Below are 19,019 nucleotides of genomic sequence, written 5' to 3' on the forward strand. Positions count from 1 at the left end.
GGATAGAATATAGTCTGGATGATGCGTGTGAACTTATATCTCAACACAGTGAATCTGCTGGCCGTCTGGGGCAGCATGCTGCTGATGCCGTCGATAGTTTTCGCGGTCGATATTGAGGAAACCATCTGGGGGTTCAGCAATCAGCAGGTCAAAGGAAAGTGCGTACCGTTGTCCCTGCGGCTAAGTAATAATACCCCGGAGGTATTTGACGAAACAGTTCAATTGAATCGACTGCAGTATGGTGGAAGTAAAGTTGGTGCCCCGCTGTATCGTAAGGTCTATCTCCCCCCTTATAGTTCGCAATGGGTCCAGTTTTATCCATATATAATTGATGGTTACCAGGAAAGCTGGTCTTTGAACTGGGGTACCGGCGGTCTGGAATACCGCAATATACAGAGATCAGGAAATACGACTGCCGCTACCGGGCCCCTGCGAGTCATCCTCACCAGTGATCGCGGTCTGCTGCAGAAGGGAGCCCGTTTCAAACGCTATCCGGAAGATCTGTTTCCCCCCTTTGTGACTGCCACCGATTCTCTGGATGAAGTCATCCTCGATCATATTCCCCGCTGGGATCTCGTACGCCGGACTTCGTTTCTGAACTGGGTGGAGCAGGGAGGTGTCCTGCATCTACTTCCCGATTCCAATGGAGCTCCCCTGAAATTCACCTCTGTTCTCTCCAGGTTGAATGCGCCGTTTGATCACTTTCGCGTCGGATCGGGACTGGTGATCCGCCATAGTGGGAAACTCAATCAACTAACCGATCAGGTACTCAACGAGCGGATTGAAGCTGTCCGCGCCTCAGAAGCAGAGTCTCTGGGGATCGACTTCACGGATTCTTCGCCGACCGGGGCCTATTCGGCCTCAAATGAATCTGACCTGTATCGCTATGGTGATTTCAATTCCGGAATTCTGTATCAGTTGTCCAAGCTGACTTACCCCCAGCATAACTGGGCGATCATCTATATTATGGCCCTGATTTATATTTTTCTGATTTTTCCGGGCTGCCATCTGTTTCAGCAAAGACAGAAAACAATGCGGTATCGCAATTCTCTGATCTTCATCCTGTCGTCGGTCGCAGTTTTCAGCATTATATTCTGGAATGTAGGCAAACGTGGTTATGGTGAAAAAACAACAATTGACAGCCTGATGGTCGCTCGGCCGCTTTCCGACAACCAACTGGACCTGACCTGCTGGATGAACTGTTTTGTAACGGAGGGTGACGTATATCAGTTCTCCGCGGAGGGTGAGGGGATCATCTTCACCACAGCACAGGCCATCGAAAAGGTGCGTGGGGGAATCTTTAATGGAAACGAGGGAAAGTTCGTCTCTGACATTCCCCCGTTTTCGAGTCGGCGTCTTCTGTATCGCGTCAAAGCACCCTATCCTGACCCCCGTTTTTCGGTAATAGATTATCAGCTTGAAAGTGTGAACGACGAAATCATCCTGTCCGGCCTCAAGCTTAGTACAGAGACACCACTCCCTGTCGGCATTGAAAAGCGACAGCTCATTTTCGGTAAATATGTTTATGACCTGATCCCATCCAAAGGGCAGGAATCTACCGAATTGATCCTGGGGAAAAATCGCGAATTGCTTTCTTCCTGGGAAAAGTACCTGGATTCCGACCTGCTGGATGCTGGACGGATCAGGACTGCCAGTTCCGTTGAGGACAAAGTTTATATTTATGACAGCCTCTATACTCACCTGATCTTGAAGGAGTTTGATCTGCTCAGTGAACACAAACTGCAGCAGTATCAGGGAGACCAGTCCAGTCTTAAACTGTTTCTGTATGGCGAAGTGCCGGAAACACTCAAAGTACAATCCGATGTGCAGGGAACACAGCAGGGGCACATTCTCTTCGCTTATGATCTTGCCTTACCAGTGAAAAAGAATACAAAGCATGAATAATCAACCGAACAGCGAGCCAGTCATTGACATCCTGAATGTGTCGCATTCCTTCAAAGGACATCGTGCACTCCAGGGCATCAGCTTTCAGGTTCAACCGCAGTCCCTGCACGGCTTTGTGGGGCCGAATGGAGCCGGAAAAACAACCACCCTGAAAATTATCTGTACGCTGCTGCAGCCGCAGGCAGGGAAAGTCAAAGTGTTTGGTCACAATGTCCGTACCGCAGTCAAAGAGATCCGGAAACGAATTGGCTTCATGCCGGATCACTTCAGTACTTATCGCCAGATGACCGTCTTTGAATACCTGGACTTCTTCGGTGCCGCCTATGGCTTGAGTCAGGAACAGCGTGATCAGGTCATCAATGACGTGTTGACATTAACGGATATGGACGGGCGCAAAGATTCTCTGATCAGTGGCCTGTCACGCGGGATGCAGCAACGGGTCAGCCTGGCCCGCGTGCTGGTGAACGATCCGGATCTATTACTGCTGGACGAACCCGCTTCCGGTCTCGATCCCCGGGCCCGTATCGAGTTGATGGAGATTCTCCAGGAACTGAAACGGATGGGGAAAACGATCTTTATCAGCTCGCATATTCTCAGCGAACTGGCGGAACTGTGCGACAGTGTCACGATTATTGACCGGGGGCTGATTAAATACAGCGGTTCCATGGACGGTCTGCTGAACTACGAACACGAACATCCCGTTTATAAAATCACACTCGAGTCGGAACCAGATGCGATCATCGAAACCCTCTCAGGTGAAGCGGGGATTGTCAGTATCGAAAAAACTCCCAAACCGCGTGAAATGCGGGTGGCCTTCGATACGACGATCATCAATTCCAGTGCACTGCTTGAAAAAATCATTGCCCTCAACGGAGTCATCGATTCTTTCCAGAGGGATAAGAAACATTTGAACCAGGCATTTCTGGATCTGACAGAGCAGGGGGTTCGCTAATGTTCCAGGGGACGTTTGCTCTGTTTCATCGCGCCCTGGGAGTCGATTTTCGACTGGCTCGGACGCACTTATTCCGTTTCATGTTCGCAATCATGATTCTGTTCTGCCTGTTCACCGCTCATGCGAGCAGCACCATGATGGGAGCAGCCGGCCTGACCTTATTTACGCAGATTGTCTATCTGAATTTCATGTTTATTCTGATTGGGGGAATCAGTTTTTTTGCTACTGCCATCACTGAGGAAAAGGAAGAGCAGACCATCGGATTACTGCTCATGGCAGGCGTCAACCCCGTCTCACTGCTCCTGGGAAAAATGCTCCCCCGACTGGTCGCCGCTCTGCTGTTGCTCTCGGTTCAGTTTCCCTTTACGTTACTCGCGATCACCCTGGGGGGCGTCATGCTGTCTCAGGTCATTGCCGCTTATGCCGCCCTGGCCGCCTTCCTGATCTTTGTTGCGAACCTGGGCCTGTTCTGCTCAGTAATCAGTGCGCGTTCCCGGACTGCATCGACCCTGTCTCTGATCGGCCTGGCCACCTATTTCCTGGGAGTCCCCCTGCTGATGTGGTTTCTGACCGTTCTGGTCAAAGAAGGATGGCTTGCTGAAAATTCGTTTCCGGTTGTCTCGACCAGAGTTCAGTTGAAGTGGTTGTACGATTCATCGATCATCACACAAATCAATTCAATTCTGATCACCGGGTTCAATAAAACGGCCTGGGGCTACCAGTTCTGGAGCAATCTGGGATTCGGCCTGTTCCTGTTCGGCTGTGCCAATCTGTTGTTTACGCGCAATGCGCTGAACGAACGTGCTGCCAGTCCGGAACGCAGGTTGATTGCGAAAAAGAGAAGTCACCTCTTTTCCCCCGGGCGTGCCTGGAAGCAGGCTCTGATGTGGAAAGATTTCTTTTTTGTGAACGGCGGTTACAGTATGGGCCTGATCAAGCTGCTCGCTTACGGGATCGCCCTGTTTTCACTATGTGCCTTTATCTCCTATACGACGAACAATCGTACTTTTACCATCCAGGAAATCGGCATGACGATGTTCTGGACCATGCTGATTGTCATCCTGATTGAAATCAGTCTGATATCGGCCCGTGTCTTTCACGTGGAGCGCCAGTGGAATACCCTGGTCTCCACGGCCATGCTTCCGCACTCCATGGCTTATGTTGCCTATTCCAAAGTCCTGGGCTGTTTGCTAAGTGTCCTGCCCGCCTTTTTTTATCTGATCCTCGGCATCTCATTCAGTATCAGAGAAATGACTTACGACTCGAGCCTGGTCTTTGCTGAGCCGGGTTTCTGGTTATTGTGGATCCAGATTCTGTTTTTCTGGCATCTGACAGCCTATATGTCTTTGTTCATCAAGTGGGGAGCACTACCGCTGGCACTCATAATCATGTTCATCGGGAATGCTTTTTATTTTACCGCTACCAATTTGCTGCTCCTGGCAGTTAGAATGAATCCTACGGAAGGCTTAAACATTGCTTTGGCAGTGATCCAGCTGGCCTGTATCATCATCTTCCACTTTTTAATTAAAGACCGCCTGATCCAGCTGGCGTCAGAATAATCCAGTGCCAAACGAAACAATTCATTTCGAGAGAGGTTCAAATGCAATCGGAAATCAGTCGTCGAACACTGTTGCAGGCATCAGGTGCGATGGCAGCATCAGCCCTGGGACTTGCGGCGACCAGCGCTCAGGCTGCAGAAAACAATTCTGCAGGATCCCGACCAATCAAGGGAAACATCAATCAATCGGTTGTGCACTGGTGCTTTAAGAAGTACTGGGACATCGAAAAAACAGCCCAGGTGGCCAGCCAGCTGGGGATGAAAAGCGTGGAGCTGACCCCGGCTGAAAACTGGAAGACGCTCAAACAACACGGTTTGACCTGTGCGATCGCCTCCAGTCATGGCTTCAAGGTCGGATTCAATAACCCGGACAACTGGGATCAGTGCATCGAAATCCTGCGGAAACGGATTGACGAATGCGCCGCCGGTGGTGTGAAAAACGTGATCACTTTCACCGGTATGCGAGATGGAATCAGTGATGATGAGGGAGCCCGGAACTGCGTTGCCGGCCTGAAAAAAATCATTGGTTACGCCGAGAAAAACAAAGTCAACCTGTGTCTGGAAATGCTGAATTCCCGCGACAGCAGTCATCCCATGAAGGGGCATCCCGGCTATCAGGGAGATCACACAGAATACTGCATCGATATCATCAAGCAGGTCGGCTCGGAACGGATGAAACTGCTGTTCGATATCTATCATGTGCAGATCATGGATGGAGACGTGATCCGCCGCCTCCATGAACACAAAGACTATATCGGGCACGTGCACACCGCCGGTAACCCGGGGCGCGGGGAACTGGATATGAAACAGGAGATCAATTATCCCCCGATCATGCAGGCCCTGCTGGATATCGGCTATCAGGGCTTTGTGGGCCAGGAATTCATTCCCACCCGGGATCCCTACCAGGGGTTACAGGAAGCCGTCGTGCTCTGCGACGTCTGAAAGTAATCCTCTGTCAATAAAAACAGCGGGGAAGAAATATCAACTTCTTCCCCGCTGTCTGTTTTACCATCTGATTGACTGAGGAATTCAGGCAGTCAGTTCCTGGATCACGAAGTCACCCATTTCGCTGGTCGAAACACTCTTGCCACCGGCAGCGATATCAGCGGTCCGATGTCCTGCTGCCAGTACACGGGCGACGGCGTCTTCGACTGCCGTTGCTTCGGTTTCCAGATCGAGCGAATGCCGCAGCAGCATGGCCGTTGCCAGAATCGTCGCCAGCGGATTGGCAATGCCTTTGCCCGCAATATCCGGAGCGGACCCGTGAATCGGCTCGTACAAACCAGGACCATCCGAACCGAGTGAAGCGGAAGGGAGCAGTCCCAGTGAACCGGGCAGCATGGAACCTTCGTCGGTCAGAATGTCACCAAACATGTTTCCAGTGACGACCACATCGAAATCGGAAGGGCGCGAGATCAGGTGCATGGCCATGGCATCGACCAGAACCACTTCGTATTCGATATCGGGAAATTCATTCTTGACCACATCGGCTGCCACCTGACGCCAGAGCCGCGAGACTTCCAGTACGTTCGCTTTATCGACAGACGTCAGCTTGCCACCACGGTTGCGGGCCGATTCGGCAGCCAGACGCACGATCCGGGCAATTTCGGAGGTGGTATAGGTCATCACGCTATAAGCTTTTTCTCCGTCCGGGGCTTCCATTCGGCCGGAATCGCCAAAGTAGATCCCGCCGGTCAGTTCACGGAAGAAGAGGATATCGGTCCCTTCGATGATTTCGTGTTTGAGCGGAGAGGCGTCCAGTAACTCGCTGTAAGGCTTGATCGGCCGCAGGTTGGCAAACAGCCCGAGTTCCTTGCGGATTTTCAACAGGCCGGCTTCAGGACGTGTTTTGGCAGTCGGATCGTCCCATTTCGGACCGCCCACGGCTCCCAGCAGGATGGCCTGCGAATTTTGACAGGTTTCGAGTGTCTGCGGAGGCAGCGGATCGCCGAAATCGTCGATGGCATTGCCTCCCATTGGGCAGGAAGGTGTATCGAACTGGTGGCCATATTTTTCGGCAACCGTATCAATCACGCGCTTGGCCTGTGCAACAATTTCCGGCCCAATTCCATCACCGGGTAAAAGGGTAATCCGAGCTTCCACGGTTCATTCCTCACTAGATTTCAAGATATTTGTCAGCAATCAGTAATGTTTCATACGAACAAGTCAATTTAGCGACTGAACACTTAAAACTCCAGTCGTCGCAGAGTTGAATTTTGTGTGTTACCGTTCTCAGACCTGATTGTGACTGGATTAAAACGACCAGAATGTACACCACCAGTGCGATCGCTGTGATTGTCATAACCGGCCAGCTGAATTTTTACGTCACTGTTGAATTCGCATTGAAAATCAAGTGAAAAGACTGAGATACCGATAGAAATGATAAGAACCCGCTGTTTTTGCAGGGTGGGTCGCACATTTGAATTCTTCGTCGATTCGCATTCACAGCCCCCAAGACTGGTCAGGAAGGTACTTTGGAAAAGGGGTTTATGCTCAGGAGGAGCTAGCGAAATAGTAATCGATGTATGCTACAGGACAGGGACATCGCATGTTTCGCTCATCATTTTTTGCTGCCGGCTTGTTTGTATTGCTGACTGGAACTTCCTTTTTGTTTGTGGACAAGATGGTCCTCACACACAAAGTGACGGTGGAAGAGGAACCAGAGCCCGTTCGTGAACCGGAATTTCGCGGTTTTCTGGGGATGACTTCTCTGAATGAAGACCAGCAGGAAGTCTTGAATCCACCTGACTGGGCCGCCTTCAGCCTGATGTCAATTGGTGCAGTGACAATGCTTTACGCCGCCGCATTGCCCAAAAAGAATAAATAAGCTCACACTGATTTATTTCGAATCCACACCACAGCGATGAGATCTTCTGTCTCATCGCTGTTTTTGTTTTCAGGACTCCAGCCGCATGGTGGACCAGAGACTCGGATCCTGACCAAAGGGGAACTCCTGGTTGATCGTCATGAACTGCTCACCAAGTTCCGAATCGAAGATCTTGTAATAAAATCCGAGTTGCGGATAGGCGGCTGGATCATAACCATTGAGAGCTGCAGCCGGTAACCAGGCCTCTAGTTCATACCCCTTTGCTTTCAGGTCTGCCCAGAGCTTGATTTGGGACAGATCGCATTGAGGCGCATCTGACTGAGCCCGATTGATGGTCAGCTGGGTACAGAGAGGCTGTTTGCGGGCATTGCCACAGGCCTGAAACTGAAACAGATGACAATACCGGTTGGCCCGATGAATATTTTTGGTATCACGTGTGTCGATCCAGACCTGAAAGGTTTCCGCGGGAGTGGTCGGATGCGTTTTCGAGTCTACTTTCAGGCTGATCCCCAGTCCCTCTCTGTTCCAGGCCAGTTTCACGGTCCCCCATTTTGCCGATTCCTGCTGAAAGGTCAGGTCGGGAAGAGCACAGGCCGCGGGAAGCTTGAGGAGCCGGCCTTTCTGGTGCGGAATGTTTTTCAATTCCTTAAGGGCAATGGCGTGGCGAAAGTAAAATGAATGCGGAATGATCGACATGAGGTAGCGGATCCTGAACTTTTATTATTCTCAACAGTGATTAAAATCATAGCAGTTGCCCGGCAACCCATCCAGCGAAGTCCCCATTCTTTCCAGACTGTTTTCTGCATTGCAGACAGCCTGATATCGGAAAGTGATTCATGCACGATCAGACCGTTCCATCCATTCAGATTCACGGGGCGCGCTGCCATAATCTGAAAAACATCAATGTCACTTTTCCCCACCAGCAGTTGACCGTGGTCACAGGGGTCAGTGGCAGCGGCAAGAGCAGCCTCGTATTTGATACGGTTCACAGCGAAGGGCAGCGACGATTCCTGGAAAACCTCTCGCCCGCTACCAGGCAATTGTTCAGCCAGATGTCACCGCCGGACGTGGATCAGATCACTGGACTTCCCCCGACGATCAGCATTGAACAGACCCCGCGTACCCAGTCAAAACGAAGTACGCTGGCGACATTGACCGAAGTCTACGATTATTTTCGTCTGCTCTATGCCCAGCTGGGAACGGTGCATTGCACACGCTGCGGCCAGCCGCTGCACCAGCAGTCTGCCGCACAGATTGTCGACCTGATTCTGGCACTGGAAGACCGCCAGAAAGTCATGATTCTGGCCCCGGTGATCAGCGGGAAAAAAGGGAAACATGCTGCGCTGCTGGAAAGAATTGTCAAAGAAGGATTTGTCCGTGCCCGAATTGACGGCGAAATTCTGGATGTGACCCAGCCTCCTGATCTGGCAGAGCAGGTGGAACACGATATTGAGATCGTGATTGATCGCATCATAGTCAAAGCGGGGATCGAAGCCCGCCTCAAGGAATCGGTTGATCTGGCATTAAAGCAGGGGAATGGAGCCTGTTACGTCAGTCAACAGACCGCCGAGGGCTGGTCGGACCGTTACCTGAGCACTCGATTGGCCTGCGGAAAATGCAATCTGAGTTTTCCCGATCCGGAACCGCGGACTTTCAGTTTCAACAGCCCGTATGGCGCCTGTCCCGTCTGTGACGGCCTGGGGATGCTGGAAGCTGACGACGAAGCAGAAGCGGATTCGATCTGTCCTGACTGTCACGGAGGGCGGCTTAACATCTATCCTCGCTCCATTTTCCTGAACGAAACCTCGATTGATCAGGTCATGCAACTGCCCCCACCAGCGGTCATCGACTGGCTGGAACAGTGGAAGACAACAGAACTGAATCAGGCCGGTCCCAAAGAGCGGGAAATCGCAGGTCAGTTGCTTCCCCCCATCCAGAGTCGCTTGCAGTATCTCGACGAAATCGGCCTGGGATACCTGCAGTTAGCCCGTCCCGTACGTACACTCTCGGGGGGCGAACTGCAACGGGCGCGACTGGCAGCCTGCCTGGGGAGTGAAACGACCGGGGCCTGCTATATCCTGGACGAACCGACGGCTGGTCTGCATGCACAGGAAACAGAAAAACTCCTGGCGATTCTGAATCGGCTGAAAACAGCCGGCAATACGGTTATCGTAGTCGAACACGATCTGGATCTGATTCAAGCCGGTGATTTGATTCTCGATTTAGGACCGGGGGCTGGAGCAGCAGGCGGGGAGGTCGTCGCCTGTGGTACTTACGGGGAAGTGCTTCAGAACGAACAGTCATTCACCGCCCGGGCTCTGCGCCACGAGTATCATTTTCGGGAAAGTACACCCGCTCCAGTGACCGGGGCACACATCAGATTGCTGGGAGCACGACTGCACAATCTGAAAAACGTCACACTTGATGTGCCTCTGGAGCAGCTCGTCTGTGTGACTGGGGTCAGCGGATGCGGTAAAAGTTCGCTGGTCATGGAGACCCTTGTCCCTGCCCTCAAAGCAACTTTACGAAAACAGAAAGTCTCGAAGTTAACCTGTGATGCTGTGGAAGGGGTTGAACATCTGCAACAAGTGAAGACAATCGATCAGTCCCCGATCGGGCGTAGCGGGCGATCGAATCCCGCCACGTTTTGCGGAATCTGGGACGAGGTCCGTAAGCTCTATTCACGAACAAAAACCGCGCGTCTGCGTGGTTATACCGCCACTCGATTCAGCTTTAACTCGAAACAGGGACGCTGTTCCGCTTGCCAGGGGCAGGGGTACCGTCGGGTTGATCTGCAGTTCCTGCCGGCACTGTATCTTCCCTGTGAACTGTGTGACACTCAGCGTTTCAATCGGCAGACGCTCGCAGTGAAATATCGAGAAAAAAACGTGAGCGATCTGCTCAACATGTCTATCGCGGATGCCGCACATTTCCTGGAGGCGATCCCCAAAATCAGTGATGTACTGAACGTCCTGATCGAACTGGGACTCGGTTACCTGGCGTTAGGACAGCCGGCCAACATGCTTTCCGGAGGAGAAGCCCAGCGTCTGAAACTGGCCCGGGAACTGATCACCCGCAGCCCCGGCAAGACGCTTTTTATTCTCGATGAACCCACCAGAGGTCTGCATGTCAATGATATCGACCGATTAATGGCAGTTCTGAGGCGGCTGATCGGGGAAGGGCATTCGGTCCTGTTCATTGAACACCAGCCACAGGCGATCATTCAATCCGACTGGGTGATTGAACTCGGTCCGACCGGCGGTGAAACAGGGGGCTATCTGCTTGATGCCGGAACGCCCCGGGAGGTCGCTACCCGGAAAATTGGCCCGACGGGAGCGATGCTGGCGGAACTGATCGCATCATGACTGGTTCCAGAGGTTTTAGAAAAAGATCGCCAAACACCCCTGAAATCTAAAGTATCAGCACGTATAATCCTGCCGTTCGTCAGATCAGATTATCAGCGATGCGCTGTCTGTCGTGGTTGTTTTCCTGAGTTTTTAGTGTGTTGAAGATTCGACATGAAATTATTTAACGAATACGGCATTTCCTTTGAGTACCCCGACGACTGGGAACTCACCAAACAGGTCGATGAAGAACACGGAGAAATCCAGATCAGCGTCAGCAGTGAAGAATCTTCGTTCTGGGTTATTTCACTCTACGTGGTTGAGATCCCCCCCGAGGATTTACTGAACCGCTCGCTGGAAGTCTTTCGGGATGAATATGATGAACTCGACATCTATAAATCAGACGTAAAACTGGCCGGTAAAACCTGCCTGGCGCGGGATCTTGAATTTGTCTGCTCCGAACTGATTAACAGTGCCTTTCTGCGTGTCTTTCAAACCGAACTCTTTACCGCGTTTGTGCTGTATCAGGCTACGGACCAGGAACTGCAAAAGACCCGCAAAGATCTGGAAGCGATTTCTGCCAGCCTCGATGTATTTGACAGCGGATTAGAGGGTTACCTGGATATCGTCTGAAGAGAATGGGAAACCGCCTTAAATGGTCAGGGATGAAAATTAATGAATTCTGTTCCTGATTCGGTGGAATCCTGGCGTATTTTGCGTTTTTCTTTATGAGGTATTGTAGATCGAACTCCTAATCTGGATAATGTGTCTGGCGTTCTATAACCGTAATCGACACGTTTACAGTTCAGGAGCAGGCTGATGTCAGTGGAAATTGAGTCACATCAAGTCGAGAGCATCGGAGTCGTTGCAGGCCTTGTCTGGCAATATTTGGATGAAAACGAGCCTGTTACGTTAAGCAAGTTATCCCGTGAGATTGACGCCCCGCGAGATCTGGTCATGCAGGCCGTCGGCTGGCTGGGCAGAGAGGGCAAAATCACATTTCACCGGGGTTCCCGCAGCAAGCTCATTTCACTGACAGATACTTAAGTAACTGGTTCCCTACGGATGCCTTTCCGATTCGCGGCGATTTGGGCACATCGCTGCGTGAGGGCAGGGATCTGAGTCTCTTCGGTATTGCCCTGTGGGAGTAAACTTTGCTGATGAATGGCTCAAAGATTACGGAACTGTACCAGCAGGCACGGCAACTTCTGAAAGACCGCAAAGTCGACGAAGCCATCGAAACTTACCAGCGGATCATCAGTATCAAACCGACGGAAAAGAAGGCCCATACCGGCATCGCCACGGTTTATTTCCAACTCAAAAAATATCCGGAAGCTGTAGAGCATTTCAAACAACTCTCGCAACTCTCCCCTGCAGATGCCTCTCCCTACATCAATATGGGGGCTATTTATAATCGGATGGGCGATTATAAGCAGGCTTTGAATGTCCTGCGGAAAGCGGTCCAGAAAGATAAAAGGTCGGCAGATGCGTTTTATAATATGGGGATTGCCCATAAAGGGCTGAACCAGCTCAGTATGGCTGTGACGGCCTACAAGCAGGCGATCGTCTTCGATCCCGATATGGTGGACGCTCATTTTAATCTCGGTAATGTTTACCTGGAAATGAAAAATCATGCCCAGGCCCATATGAGCTTCACACGCGTTCTGGAGATCGCACCACAATTCAAAAAGGCGGTTAATGCCCTCAAGATTCTGGATGAGGAAACGAGCAAAGAAAAGGAAGGTTTCAGTCCCTTTGGCAGGCTGGTCGATAAATCGACTCTGCGTAAAAAAAACGTCTCTGTCTCTGCCAGGCAGATGACTGATGAAGAACGGGAAACAGATCGCAGGGAAATCAGGAATCTCTGTGAAGAGATCGAGCAGATCGCTGAGAGTATTATTCAGGATCTCAAATCAGGAGTCACGCCGTCCATTCTGAATCTTAACCGTTGTATCTCCCAGGGCGAGAAACACTACACAGAACTGGATGAAGTCAATCAGACCTTTCAGAAAAAGGTCAAATCCATGAACGATATGCGTAAGGTCCTGAAACATCGAATGCTGGAATTGCGGGCGCATGAAGAATTGATGAATACCATTGGTATGCAATGATTTGTTTCCAGCGACGGAATCAATGTGCCAAAGTGGCCCAGGTGCGAAAAGTTTGCACTGTCAGGTGCCCGTCAGAACTGATACGACAATTGACCGCCCCGTCTGTAGCTGTCGTGTAAACCGTCGTCTCTGGCGAATAGACGTGCTTTAAGTATGGTATGTTTTGCGGCTTGCCACCACTCACAATCACAAAGTCCGGACTGGCCCATTCTGCCAACTCACGGGAATTGGCTGTCCGGCTGCCGTGATGAGGGGAGAGCAGTACGTCGATCGGCCCGGGACTCATGTGAGCGAGCAGGTTCTGCAACCCTTTGCCATCCAGGTCGCCTGGCAGCAGAATTTTACGTCCGCGGTATGAGATCAGAACCGTCAGACTGGCAGGATTGTCCTCTTCAAAAACATCGGTCAGCGAGGGATGCAGGACCTGAAGCAAGGCCCCTGAACCGAGATCCAGCCGATCGCCTTTACTGATCAAATCAACGGGCAGCGGTGTGTTTTCGGCCAGCTCACTCAGTTCAACGGCACCGGGTTGCCGGTGTTCCAGAAAAGCCCCGGGAAAGCCCACGGCCCTGACATACTGATTTTCAATTAACCGGGAAGCGGCATTATAGTGGTCCCGGTCTGCATGTGAGATCAACAGTAGATCCACACGGCGTATTCCGTGCTCCAGCAGTGTTTTCCGGATCTTGTCATAGGTCTGATTGACGGGTGTCATGGAACCGGCATCGTAGAGTACCGTGTGCCCTGCTGGTGCTTCAATCAGGATGGCCGCTCCGTGATCGACGGCGATAAAAGTACAGTTCAGCGCCGGCCTGTCCGGGACCATGATGGGCAGCAGCAATCCCCCAATCATCCAGCATGGGGCCAGTGCAAGTCGTGTTTTACGCAGCCAGACTGGTGAGAAAACGGCATTTCTGATCTTGATCGGTGATACTGCCAGCAATAGAAAGGTGTAATAACCAATGAGCCACCAGATCGGGGGAGAGGGTAACTCGTAGTGCCCGCCAGGGATTTTCGCGGTGAAGTCGACGATCCCCAGCAGCATGGATAAGCTGCTGTCGAAGCAATATCCAAACAGATTCGTCCCCCAGGGCAGAAAGGGGCCGACAAAGATCAACAGATACCCCAGCGATAATACCAGGAACAGAAACGGAAAGATCAGCGTATTGATCAACAATCCGACAGGGGCCAGTAGATTGAAATAAAACATGACCAGTGGGGCGGTCAGGATCCAGATCATCATTGTGATGAGAAAGACGCTGTAAAACATACGGAACAAGCGAAGCAGAATCCCTTGCAGAGGAGTTTGTAATACCGGATCGCTTGCCAGAATCTGCCAGCGCAACGGGATCCAGGCTTGCGCGAACGGTTTCTGATAAAAATCCTGTTGTACCGTCCAGAGGATCGCCGCGACAGCCAGAAAAGATAATTGCGTCCCGGGATCAAACAGATCCGTGGGATTGATGAGCAGGATTATCAAAGCCGAGATACAGACCAGGTTGACTGTCGTAATTGTGCGCCAGTTAATCAGGCCCAGTACCACCAGAATACAAAAGGACGCTGCTCTCAACACCGGGGGACGGATTTCAATGATCGAAAGATAGAACCCGATTGCCAGCACCAGCAGACCGACGGCTGTCTTGCGCGGCAGGTTGAACACATGACAGAGACTCCAGACGGCGACACTGAAAAAACCAATATGCAGTCCTGAGATTGCCAGAAAATGAACCAGTCCGGAGCGACTGAAATTCTGTCGGACCTCGGGACTCAAACTGGAACGATCTCCCAGTAACAGTGCCAGAGCGACACCTTGTGATTCTCCCGAAGTATGCCGCAGAATATTCTGTCTCACGCTGTCGTGCAGGTGATGACGCACTGCATTCCAGGACCAGTCAGCTGTTTGCGCTGTAACGAGGATGGCCTCTGAGGATTGGACTGTGAGTCGGGCTTCGATCTGTTGTTTACGATAGTACTGACTGAAATCAAAATCTCGTGGATTGCGTCTGCCGCTGATTCGTTTTAATTTTCCACAGACTTCAATCGTGTCCCCCATAGAGTAGGGGACCGATTTCCCGGGATCCGCGGGATCATAGATCGTCACCAGCACATTTCCGGAAACCGGGAGTTTTGCCTGCCCCGTATTCAGTTTTTGACAGGAAAGTATCAGTGTTGTCCTCTGCTGAGGCTGGTCCGGGTTAAACTGCTCCTCGTCATCAGGAATCTTTGTCTGCGGCGTTGAATTGACCACTCCCGTTACACGCACCAGATGACTCGCGTCTTCCGTGTTTAATCTGCTGTCAAAAACCCGACTGATGTGGTTGGGGGCGTGACAGAACCAGAAAATATGATGTCGCAAGCCTCCCATGCAGAAGAGCAGCACAAGCAGCAGACAGGCGGAAACGGTGTTTCTTTTCTGATAAAAGGCCAGACACCAGAGAAACGCTGCCAGACTGCTGAAACTGATCCACTCCCCCAGTGATAGCGGGTTGTATGCGTCTGCCAGGATACCGCATGCCAACGCAATCAGAACAGTTAACGCCGGCGATCGGGCAAAACCTGTGAGACCATTCTCCTTCTCAGGTACCAAGGCTGATGGTCGTTCCCGAGAAGAATCGTTCATGTGCTGTTTTTCCTGAGTCAGTCAGCGTGAGCAGCCTGGGGCAAATGCAGATCGACTTTGCCATGCATGGTATAAAATCGAAACTCGTTTCCTTCCGGAATCAACAGACCGCTGGATTGATTCGCTTCCGGTTTTGTCAGTGGATTCCCCGGGTATTTCACCCAGTGCAGCAGATCTTTGGAGGCTGCCAGGTTCGTGGTCCAGAGCGAGGGCTTTTGGGCAGCAGCCGTACCATGAAAGACCATGTAGTAGGTCCCTTTGTACTTAATCAACTGGTTCATCGCGACCATTTTCTGATCGTAAGTACCCGGTCCGGGCTGCATGACGGGCTGATCCTGATTCAGATTCGTCCAGACTTTCATATCAGGGGAACGGGCCAGCCAGATACCGGCATCGCGGCGCTCATAAAACAAATACCACTGTCCATTTTCGTACCACACAACAGGGGTCCCATAGGGACCTTCCGGGATCGGTTTCCCATTGGACAGACGCACGTCCAGAGGTCCAATTCGTTTCCAGTTGACGGCGTCATTCGAAATCAGGTGATGGGCAATGTCGTGCTTACCCTCGGCAAACATATGGTAGGTGCCTTCATGCTTGATCACCATCATATCTTCGACCCAGTGCTTTTGATAGACGGGGTTACAGGGGGGCCGCGTCCAGTGAATGCCATCGTAGGACCAGGCATAGCCCAGCTTTTTCAGACCAGCCCGGGTACCGTCATAGCCGGTAAACCAGAGGTGATATAAATCGCCTTCCTTCATAATCCAGCCGCGTTCACGGATTTTGACATCCCAATGTCCCGGCCCCTGGCCTTCGAAGAGGGGATTATGCGGATAGGGTTTGAATTTCGTTAGTTCATCCGGAAAGGAAATCTCCTCAGCGTGGGCGGCCCGATCCAGGCTGGGTAACAGCAGGGCTTGAAAGAACAGGAGAGAAAAGATTACAGTCAAAGTGCGTTTCATCGTGTTTCGGCTCATTTTCCTACAATCGTCAGGTTTCTGGTGTTTCCACTGCCAACTCGTCGGAGTTTCGCTATTATACGCAGATCGCTTTTCAAATTACAAAAGAGCGACAGGGGAATTCGGATCCACCTGATCAATACTTATGTGATGCCATAGATTTCAAGAGGAAATCCCATGACAGAGTCTACAACTTTGCTCGACATTCAGGGGCTCAAGACCTACTTTCACACCAGTCGCGGTGTGGTCAAGGCCGTCGAAGATTTAACGATCCATATTGAAAAGGGCAAGACCTTGGGCCTGGTGGGGGAATCCGGTTCAGGGAAGTCCGTCACCTCACTGTCAATCATGAAACTGCTGCCCGACACCGCAGCTAAAATCGATGCCGGCTCCATTTCCTTTCTGGGAAAAGATCTGGTCAAACTACCCGATCCGGAGATGCGAACGATCCGCGGTCGCGAAATCAGTATGATCTTTCAGGAGCCGGGGACTTCGTTGAATCCGGTCTTTCGCGTGGGAAAGCAGGTGATGGAAACCATTATTTTGCACCAGAAAGTGAGTGAATCCGAAGCAAAACAGCGGACCATCGAATTGTTTCATGAAGTCGGGATTCTGGAACCCGAACGTCGTTTTTACAGTTATCCGCATGAAATGTCGGGGGGACAAAAACAGCGTGTCATGATCGCAATGGCTTTGAGCTGCAACCCGGAACTGCTCATTGCCGACGAGCCGACGACCGCCCTGGATGTAACGATCCAGGCGCAAATTCTGAATCTGATTCGCAAACTCCGGGATGAACGGGGCATGTCGGTGTTGTTTATCACCCATGACCTGGGCGTCATCGCGGAGATTGCGGATGACGTTGCCGTCATGTTCCGTGGCAAACTGGTAGAATACAAGCCGGTGCTGGAGATCTTCGAAAATGCAGAGCACCCTTATACCAAAGGGCTGCTTGCCTGTCGTCCTGCACTCGATACGACATTTAAAAGACTGCCCACCGTATCTGACTTCATGGATTTTGAAGAGACAGCCCCGGGTGAATACCAGATTGAAGAAAAAGAGTTCGATGAAAGCCGCTTTTTCAAGCTGACCACGCAGGGACGTCCCCGATTGTTACATCCGCGCTCCGAACTGGAGACGATTGGCCATGAATGGGAGACCGTCCAGAAACTCCCTGAATCGGAGTTCGTTCAGCCCGGCGAAAAACCGCTGTTGTGCCTGGATAACCTGCACGTGCATTATCCGATCAAAAGTGGCGTCCTGCGCAGGACGGTCGATCATGTCAAAGCCGTCGATGGCATTTCCCTGAACATCTATCGCGGACAGACTCTGGGGCTGGTCGGGGAATCCGGCTGTGGTAAAACCACGACCGGGAAAGCGATCGTCGGCCTGGCCCCCGTATCGCATGGCAGGATTCTGCTCGAAGGAAACGACCTGGCTCACATGAGTCGCCTGGACAGAAAACCGTTTCGTCGCAAAGTGCAGATTATTTTTCAGGATCCCTATAGCTCTTTAAATCCACGAATGATGATCTCGACAATCATTACCGAATCCATGATCGCACATCAACTGGGGAGTTCCAAACAGGACCGCCGCGATCGTGCTGCGGCGCTACTGGAAGAAGTCGGACTGTCGGTCGACTATCTGGATCGCTATCCGCATGAATTTTCCGGAGGACAACGGCAGCGTATTTCCATCGCCCGTGCGCTCGCAGTGGAACCGGAATTCATTATCTGCGATGAGTCCGTTTCTGCGCTCGATGTTTCAGTACAGGCGCAGGTCTTGAACCTGCTCAAGGATCTACAGGAGCAGCATAACCTGACCTATATTTTCATCAGCCATGATTTGAGCGTTGTGAAGTTCATGTCAGACATGATGGCGGTGATGAATCAGGGAAAACTGGTCGAAGTAGGTCCTTCAGAACTGATTTACCAGGCTCCTCAGCAGGAGTATACAAAGCGCCTCATCGACTCAGTGCCAACCGATGACTTGGCGCAAATCAAGCTCCGAGTTGAACATAGAAAAAAGCAGCATCCTTAGCACAAACACTGAATGATATGTGGATTTATCGATATGATCTGAGATCTCAAATTTCTGCTTCCCGATCAGTAGACCAGTCGTTTTACCGTTGCTAACCTTGCCCCTTAGGTTACGGGACCGGCAAAGTTTACGCCGGCCCCACATTTTAGCATCCTATAGGGAAGGACTAGGAATAGGGATTATGACTATAAAACCATTATGGAGAGTCGCGTTTGCAAGTCTGATGTGCCTGCTGTTGATTCAGCCGGCTTTTTCTGAAGAGCAGGAAAAGAAAGAGGGAGAGCATGACTGGTTGATCAAACATCCAACCATTCAGAAACTGCTCAAACTTCACAACCAGGAACGTGCCCGCAACGGCATGCCTGCCCTGAAACTGAATACCAAAATGTGCCTGCAGGCTCAAGAACATGCCACCTGGATGGCAGACACTGGCTACTATCAGCACAGTAGTCTCCCCTGGCCGGAAATTATCTTCCAGGGCCCCACAACAGCTGCTTCCGCCGTGAACGGCTGGATTGCTTCTCCCGCACACCATTCCATCATGCTGACCGGCACACAGGTTGGTTTTGGTTACATGGTCCGCAATGGGCAACACTACTGGGTAGGAGTGTTCAAATAAGATTCGCTCCCTGAAGCAATTTCAGGGATCACAATCGAAGCTGAAACTGAATCAGGCTGATTTTGGTTGATGGTAAGTCTA

The 19,019-nt window shown here is 51.4% G+C and carries 15 protein-coding genes; 11 read left to right on the top strand and 4 right to left on the bottom strand.

Translation table 11 applies throughout. The features are described 5' to 3' along the window. Positions 1-27: 27 nt before the first annotated feature. From Enr10x_RS08845 to Enr10x_RS08860, 4 genes are read left to right on the top strand one after another with little or no spacing between them, the layout of a single operon-like run. Positions 28-1,905 (top strand): hypothetical protein, encoded by a 1,878-nt coding sequence (locus tag Enr10x_RS08845; RefSeq protein ID WP_145448804.1) that lies wholly within the window; start codon positions 28-30, stop codon positions 1,903-1,905. Next, the gene (locus Enr10x_RS08850; protein ID WP_145448805.1) at positions 1,898-2,857 is read left to right on the top strand and encodes an ABC transporter ATP-binding protein; all 960 of its coding nucleotides are present in this window, start codon (positions 1,898-1,900) and stop codon (positions 2,855-2,857) included. The genes Enr10x_RS08845 and Enr10x_RS08850 overlap by 8 nt, the downstream gene beginning before the upstream one ends. After that, entirely contained in the window at positions 2,857-4,416 is a 1,560-nt protein-coding gene (locus Enr10x_RS08855; protein ID WP_145448806.1) for an ABC transporter permease subunit, read from the top strand. The genes Enr10x_RS08850 and Enr10x_RS08855 overlap by 1 nt, the downstream gene beginning before the upstream one ends. Before the next feature lie 41 nt (positions 4,417-4,457). Then, a complete protein-coding gene (locus Enr10x_RS08860) occupies positions 4,458-5,357 on the top strand; it encodes a hydroxypyruvate isomerase family protein (RefSeq protein WP_145448807.1) in 900 nt (299 codons plus the stop codon). 87 nt (positions 5,358-5,444) lie between these two features. Here Enr10x_RS08860 and leuB read toward each other — a convergent pair whose 3' ends face one another. Beyond that, positions 5,445-6,518 carry a 3-isopropylmalate dehydrogenase gene (leuB, locus tag Enr10x_RS08865; RefSeq protein WP_145448808.1) on the bottom strand — a complete coding sequence of 358 codons (1,074 nt, stop codon included), beginning with the start codon at positions 6,516-6,518 and terminating at the stop codon, positions 5,445-5,447. Between the two features lie 445 nt (positions 6,519-6,963). Here leuB and Enr10x_RS08870 point away from each other — a divergent pair, with 445 nt between their 5' ends. Further along, positions 6,964-7,242 carry a hypothetical protein gene (locus tag Enr10x_RS08870; protein ID WP_145109065.1) on the top strand — a complete coding sequence of 93 codons (279 nt, stop codon included), beginning with the start codon at positions 6,964-6,966 and terminating at the stop codon, positions 7,240-7,242. Between the two features lie 69 nt (positions 7,243-7,311). Here Enr10x_RS08870 and Enr10x_RS08875 read toward each other — a convergent pair whose 3' ends face one another. After that, complete coding sequence (locus tag Enr10x_RS08875; protein WP_145109062.1) at positions 7,312-7,938, bottom strand: DOMON domain-containing protein; 627 nt, start codon at positions 7,936-7,938, stop codon at positions 7,312-7,314. A gap of 140 nt (positions 7,939-8,078) precedes the next feature. Between Enr10x_RS08875 and Enr10x_RS08880 the strand changes: the two genes are divergently transcribed. From Enr10x_RS08880 to Enr10x_RS08895, 4 genes are all read left to right on the top strand, one after another. Then, positions 8,079-10,607: an excinuclease ABC subunit UvrA gene (locus tag Enr10x_RS08880; protein WP_145109059.1), complete on the top strand. Its 2,529-nt coding sequence runs from the start codon at positions 8,079-8,081 to the stop codon at positions 10,605-10,607. Positions 10,608-10,760: 153 nt separating this feature from the next. After that, entirely contained in the window at positions 10,761-11,219 is a 459-nt protein-coding gene (locus tag Enr10x_RS08885) for a hypothetical protein (protein ID WP_145109056.1), read from the top strand. A gap of 186 nt (positions 11,220-11,405) precedes the next feature. Further along, a complete protein-coding gene (locus Enr10x_RS08890) occupies positions 11,406-11,633 on the top strand; it encodes a winged helix-turn-helix domain-containing protein (protein ID WP_145109053.1) in 228 nt (75 codons plus the stop codon). A gap of 113 nt (positions 11,634-11,746) precedes the next feature. Then, positions 11,747-12,697: a tetratricopeptide repeat protein gene (locus Enr10x_RS08895; RefSeq protein ID WP_145109050.1), complete on the top strand. Its 951-nt coding sequence runs from the start codon at positions 11,747-11,749 to the stop codon at positions 12,695-12,697. A 19-nt stretch (positions 12,698-12,716) separates the two neighbouring features. Here Enr10x_RS08895 and Enr10x_RS08900 read toward each other — a convergent pair whose 3' ends face one another. Further along, the gene (locus tag Enr10x_RS08900; RefSeq protein WP_145448809.1) at positions 12,717-15,317 is read right to left on the bottom strand and encodes a ComEC/Rec2 family competence protein; all 2,601 of its coding nucleotides are present in this window, start codon (positions 15,315-15,317) and stop codon (positions 12,717-12,719) included. 17 nt (positions 15,318-15,334) lie between these two features. After that, positions 15,335-16,282 (bottom strand): glycoside hydrolase family protein, encoded by a 948-nt coding sequence (locus Enr10x_RS08905; protein WP_232093270.1) that lies wholly within the window; start codon positions 16,280-16,282, stop codon positions 15,335-15,337. Positions 16,283-16,456: 174 nt separating this feature from the next. On the opposite strand from Enr10x_RS08905, the gene Enr10x_RS08910 reads away from it, so the two are divergent. Both Enr10x_RS08910 and Enr10x_RS08915 read left to right on the top strand, forming a co-directional pair. Then, positions 16,457-18,319 carry an ABC transporter ATP-binding protein gene (locus Enr10x_RS08910; RefSeq protein WP_145109041.1) on the top strand — a complete coding sequence of 621 codons (1,863 nt, stop codon included), beginning with the start codon at positions 16,457-16,459 and terminating at the stop codon, positions 18,317-18,319. A 181-nt stretch (positions 18,320-18,500) separates the two neighbouring features. After that, positions 18,501-18,938, top strand: a complete 438-nt coding sequence (locus Enr10x_RS08915) for a CAP domain-containing protein (protein WP_145109038.1) — start codon at positions 18,501-18,503, stop codon at positions 18,936-18,938. Positions 18,939-19,019: the final 81 nt, after the last annotated feature.

The organism is Gimesia panareensis, assembly GCF_007748155.1.
Lineage (GTDB): Bacteria > Planctomycetota > Planctomycetia > Planctomycetales > Planctomycetaceae > Gimesia > Gimesia panareensis.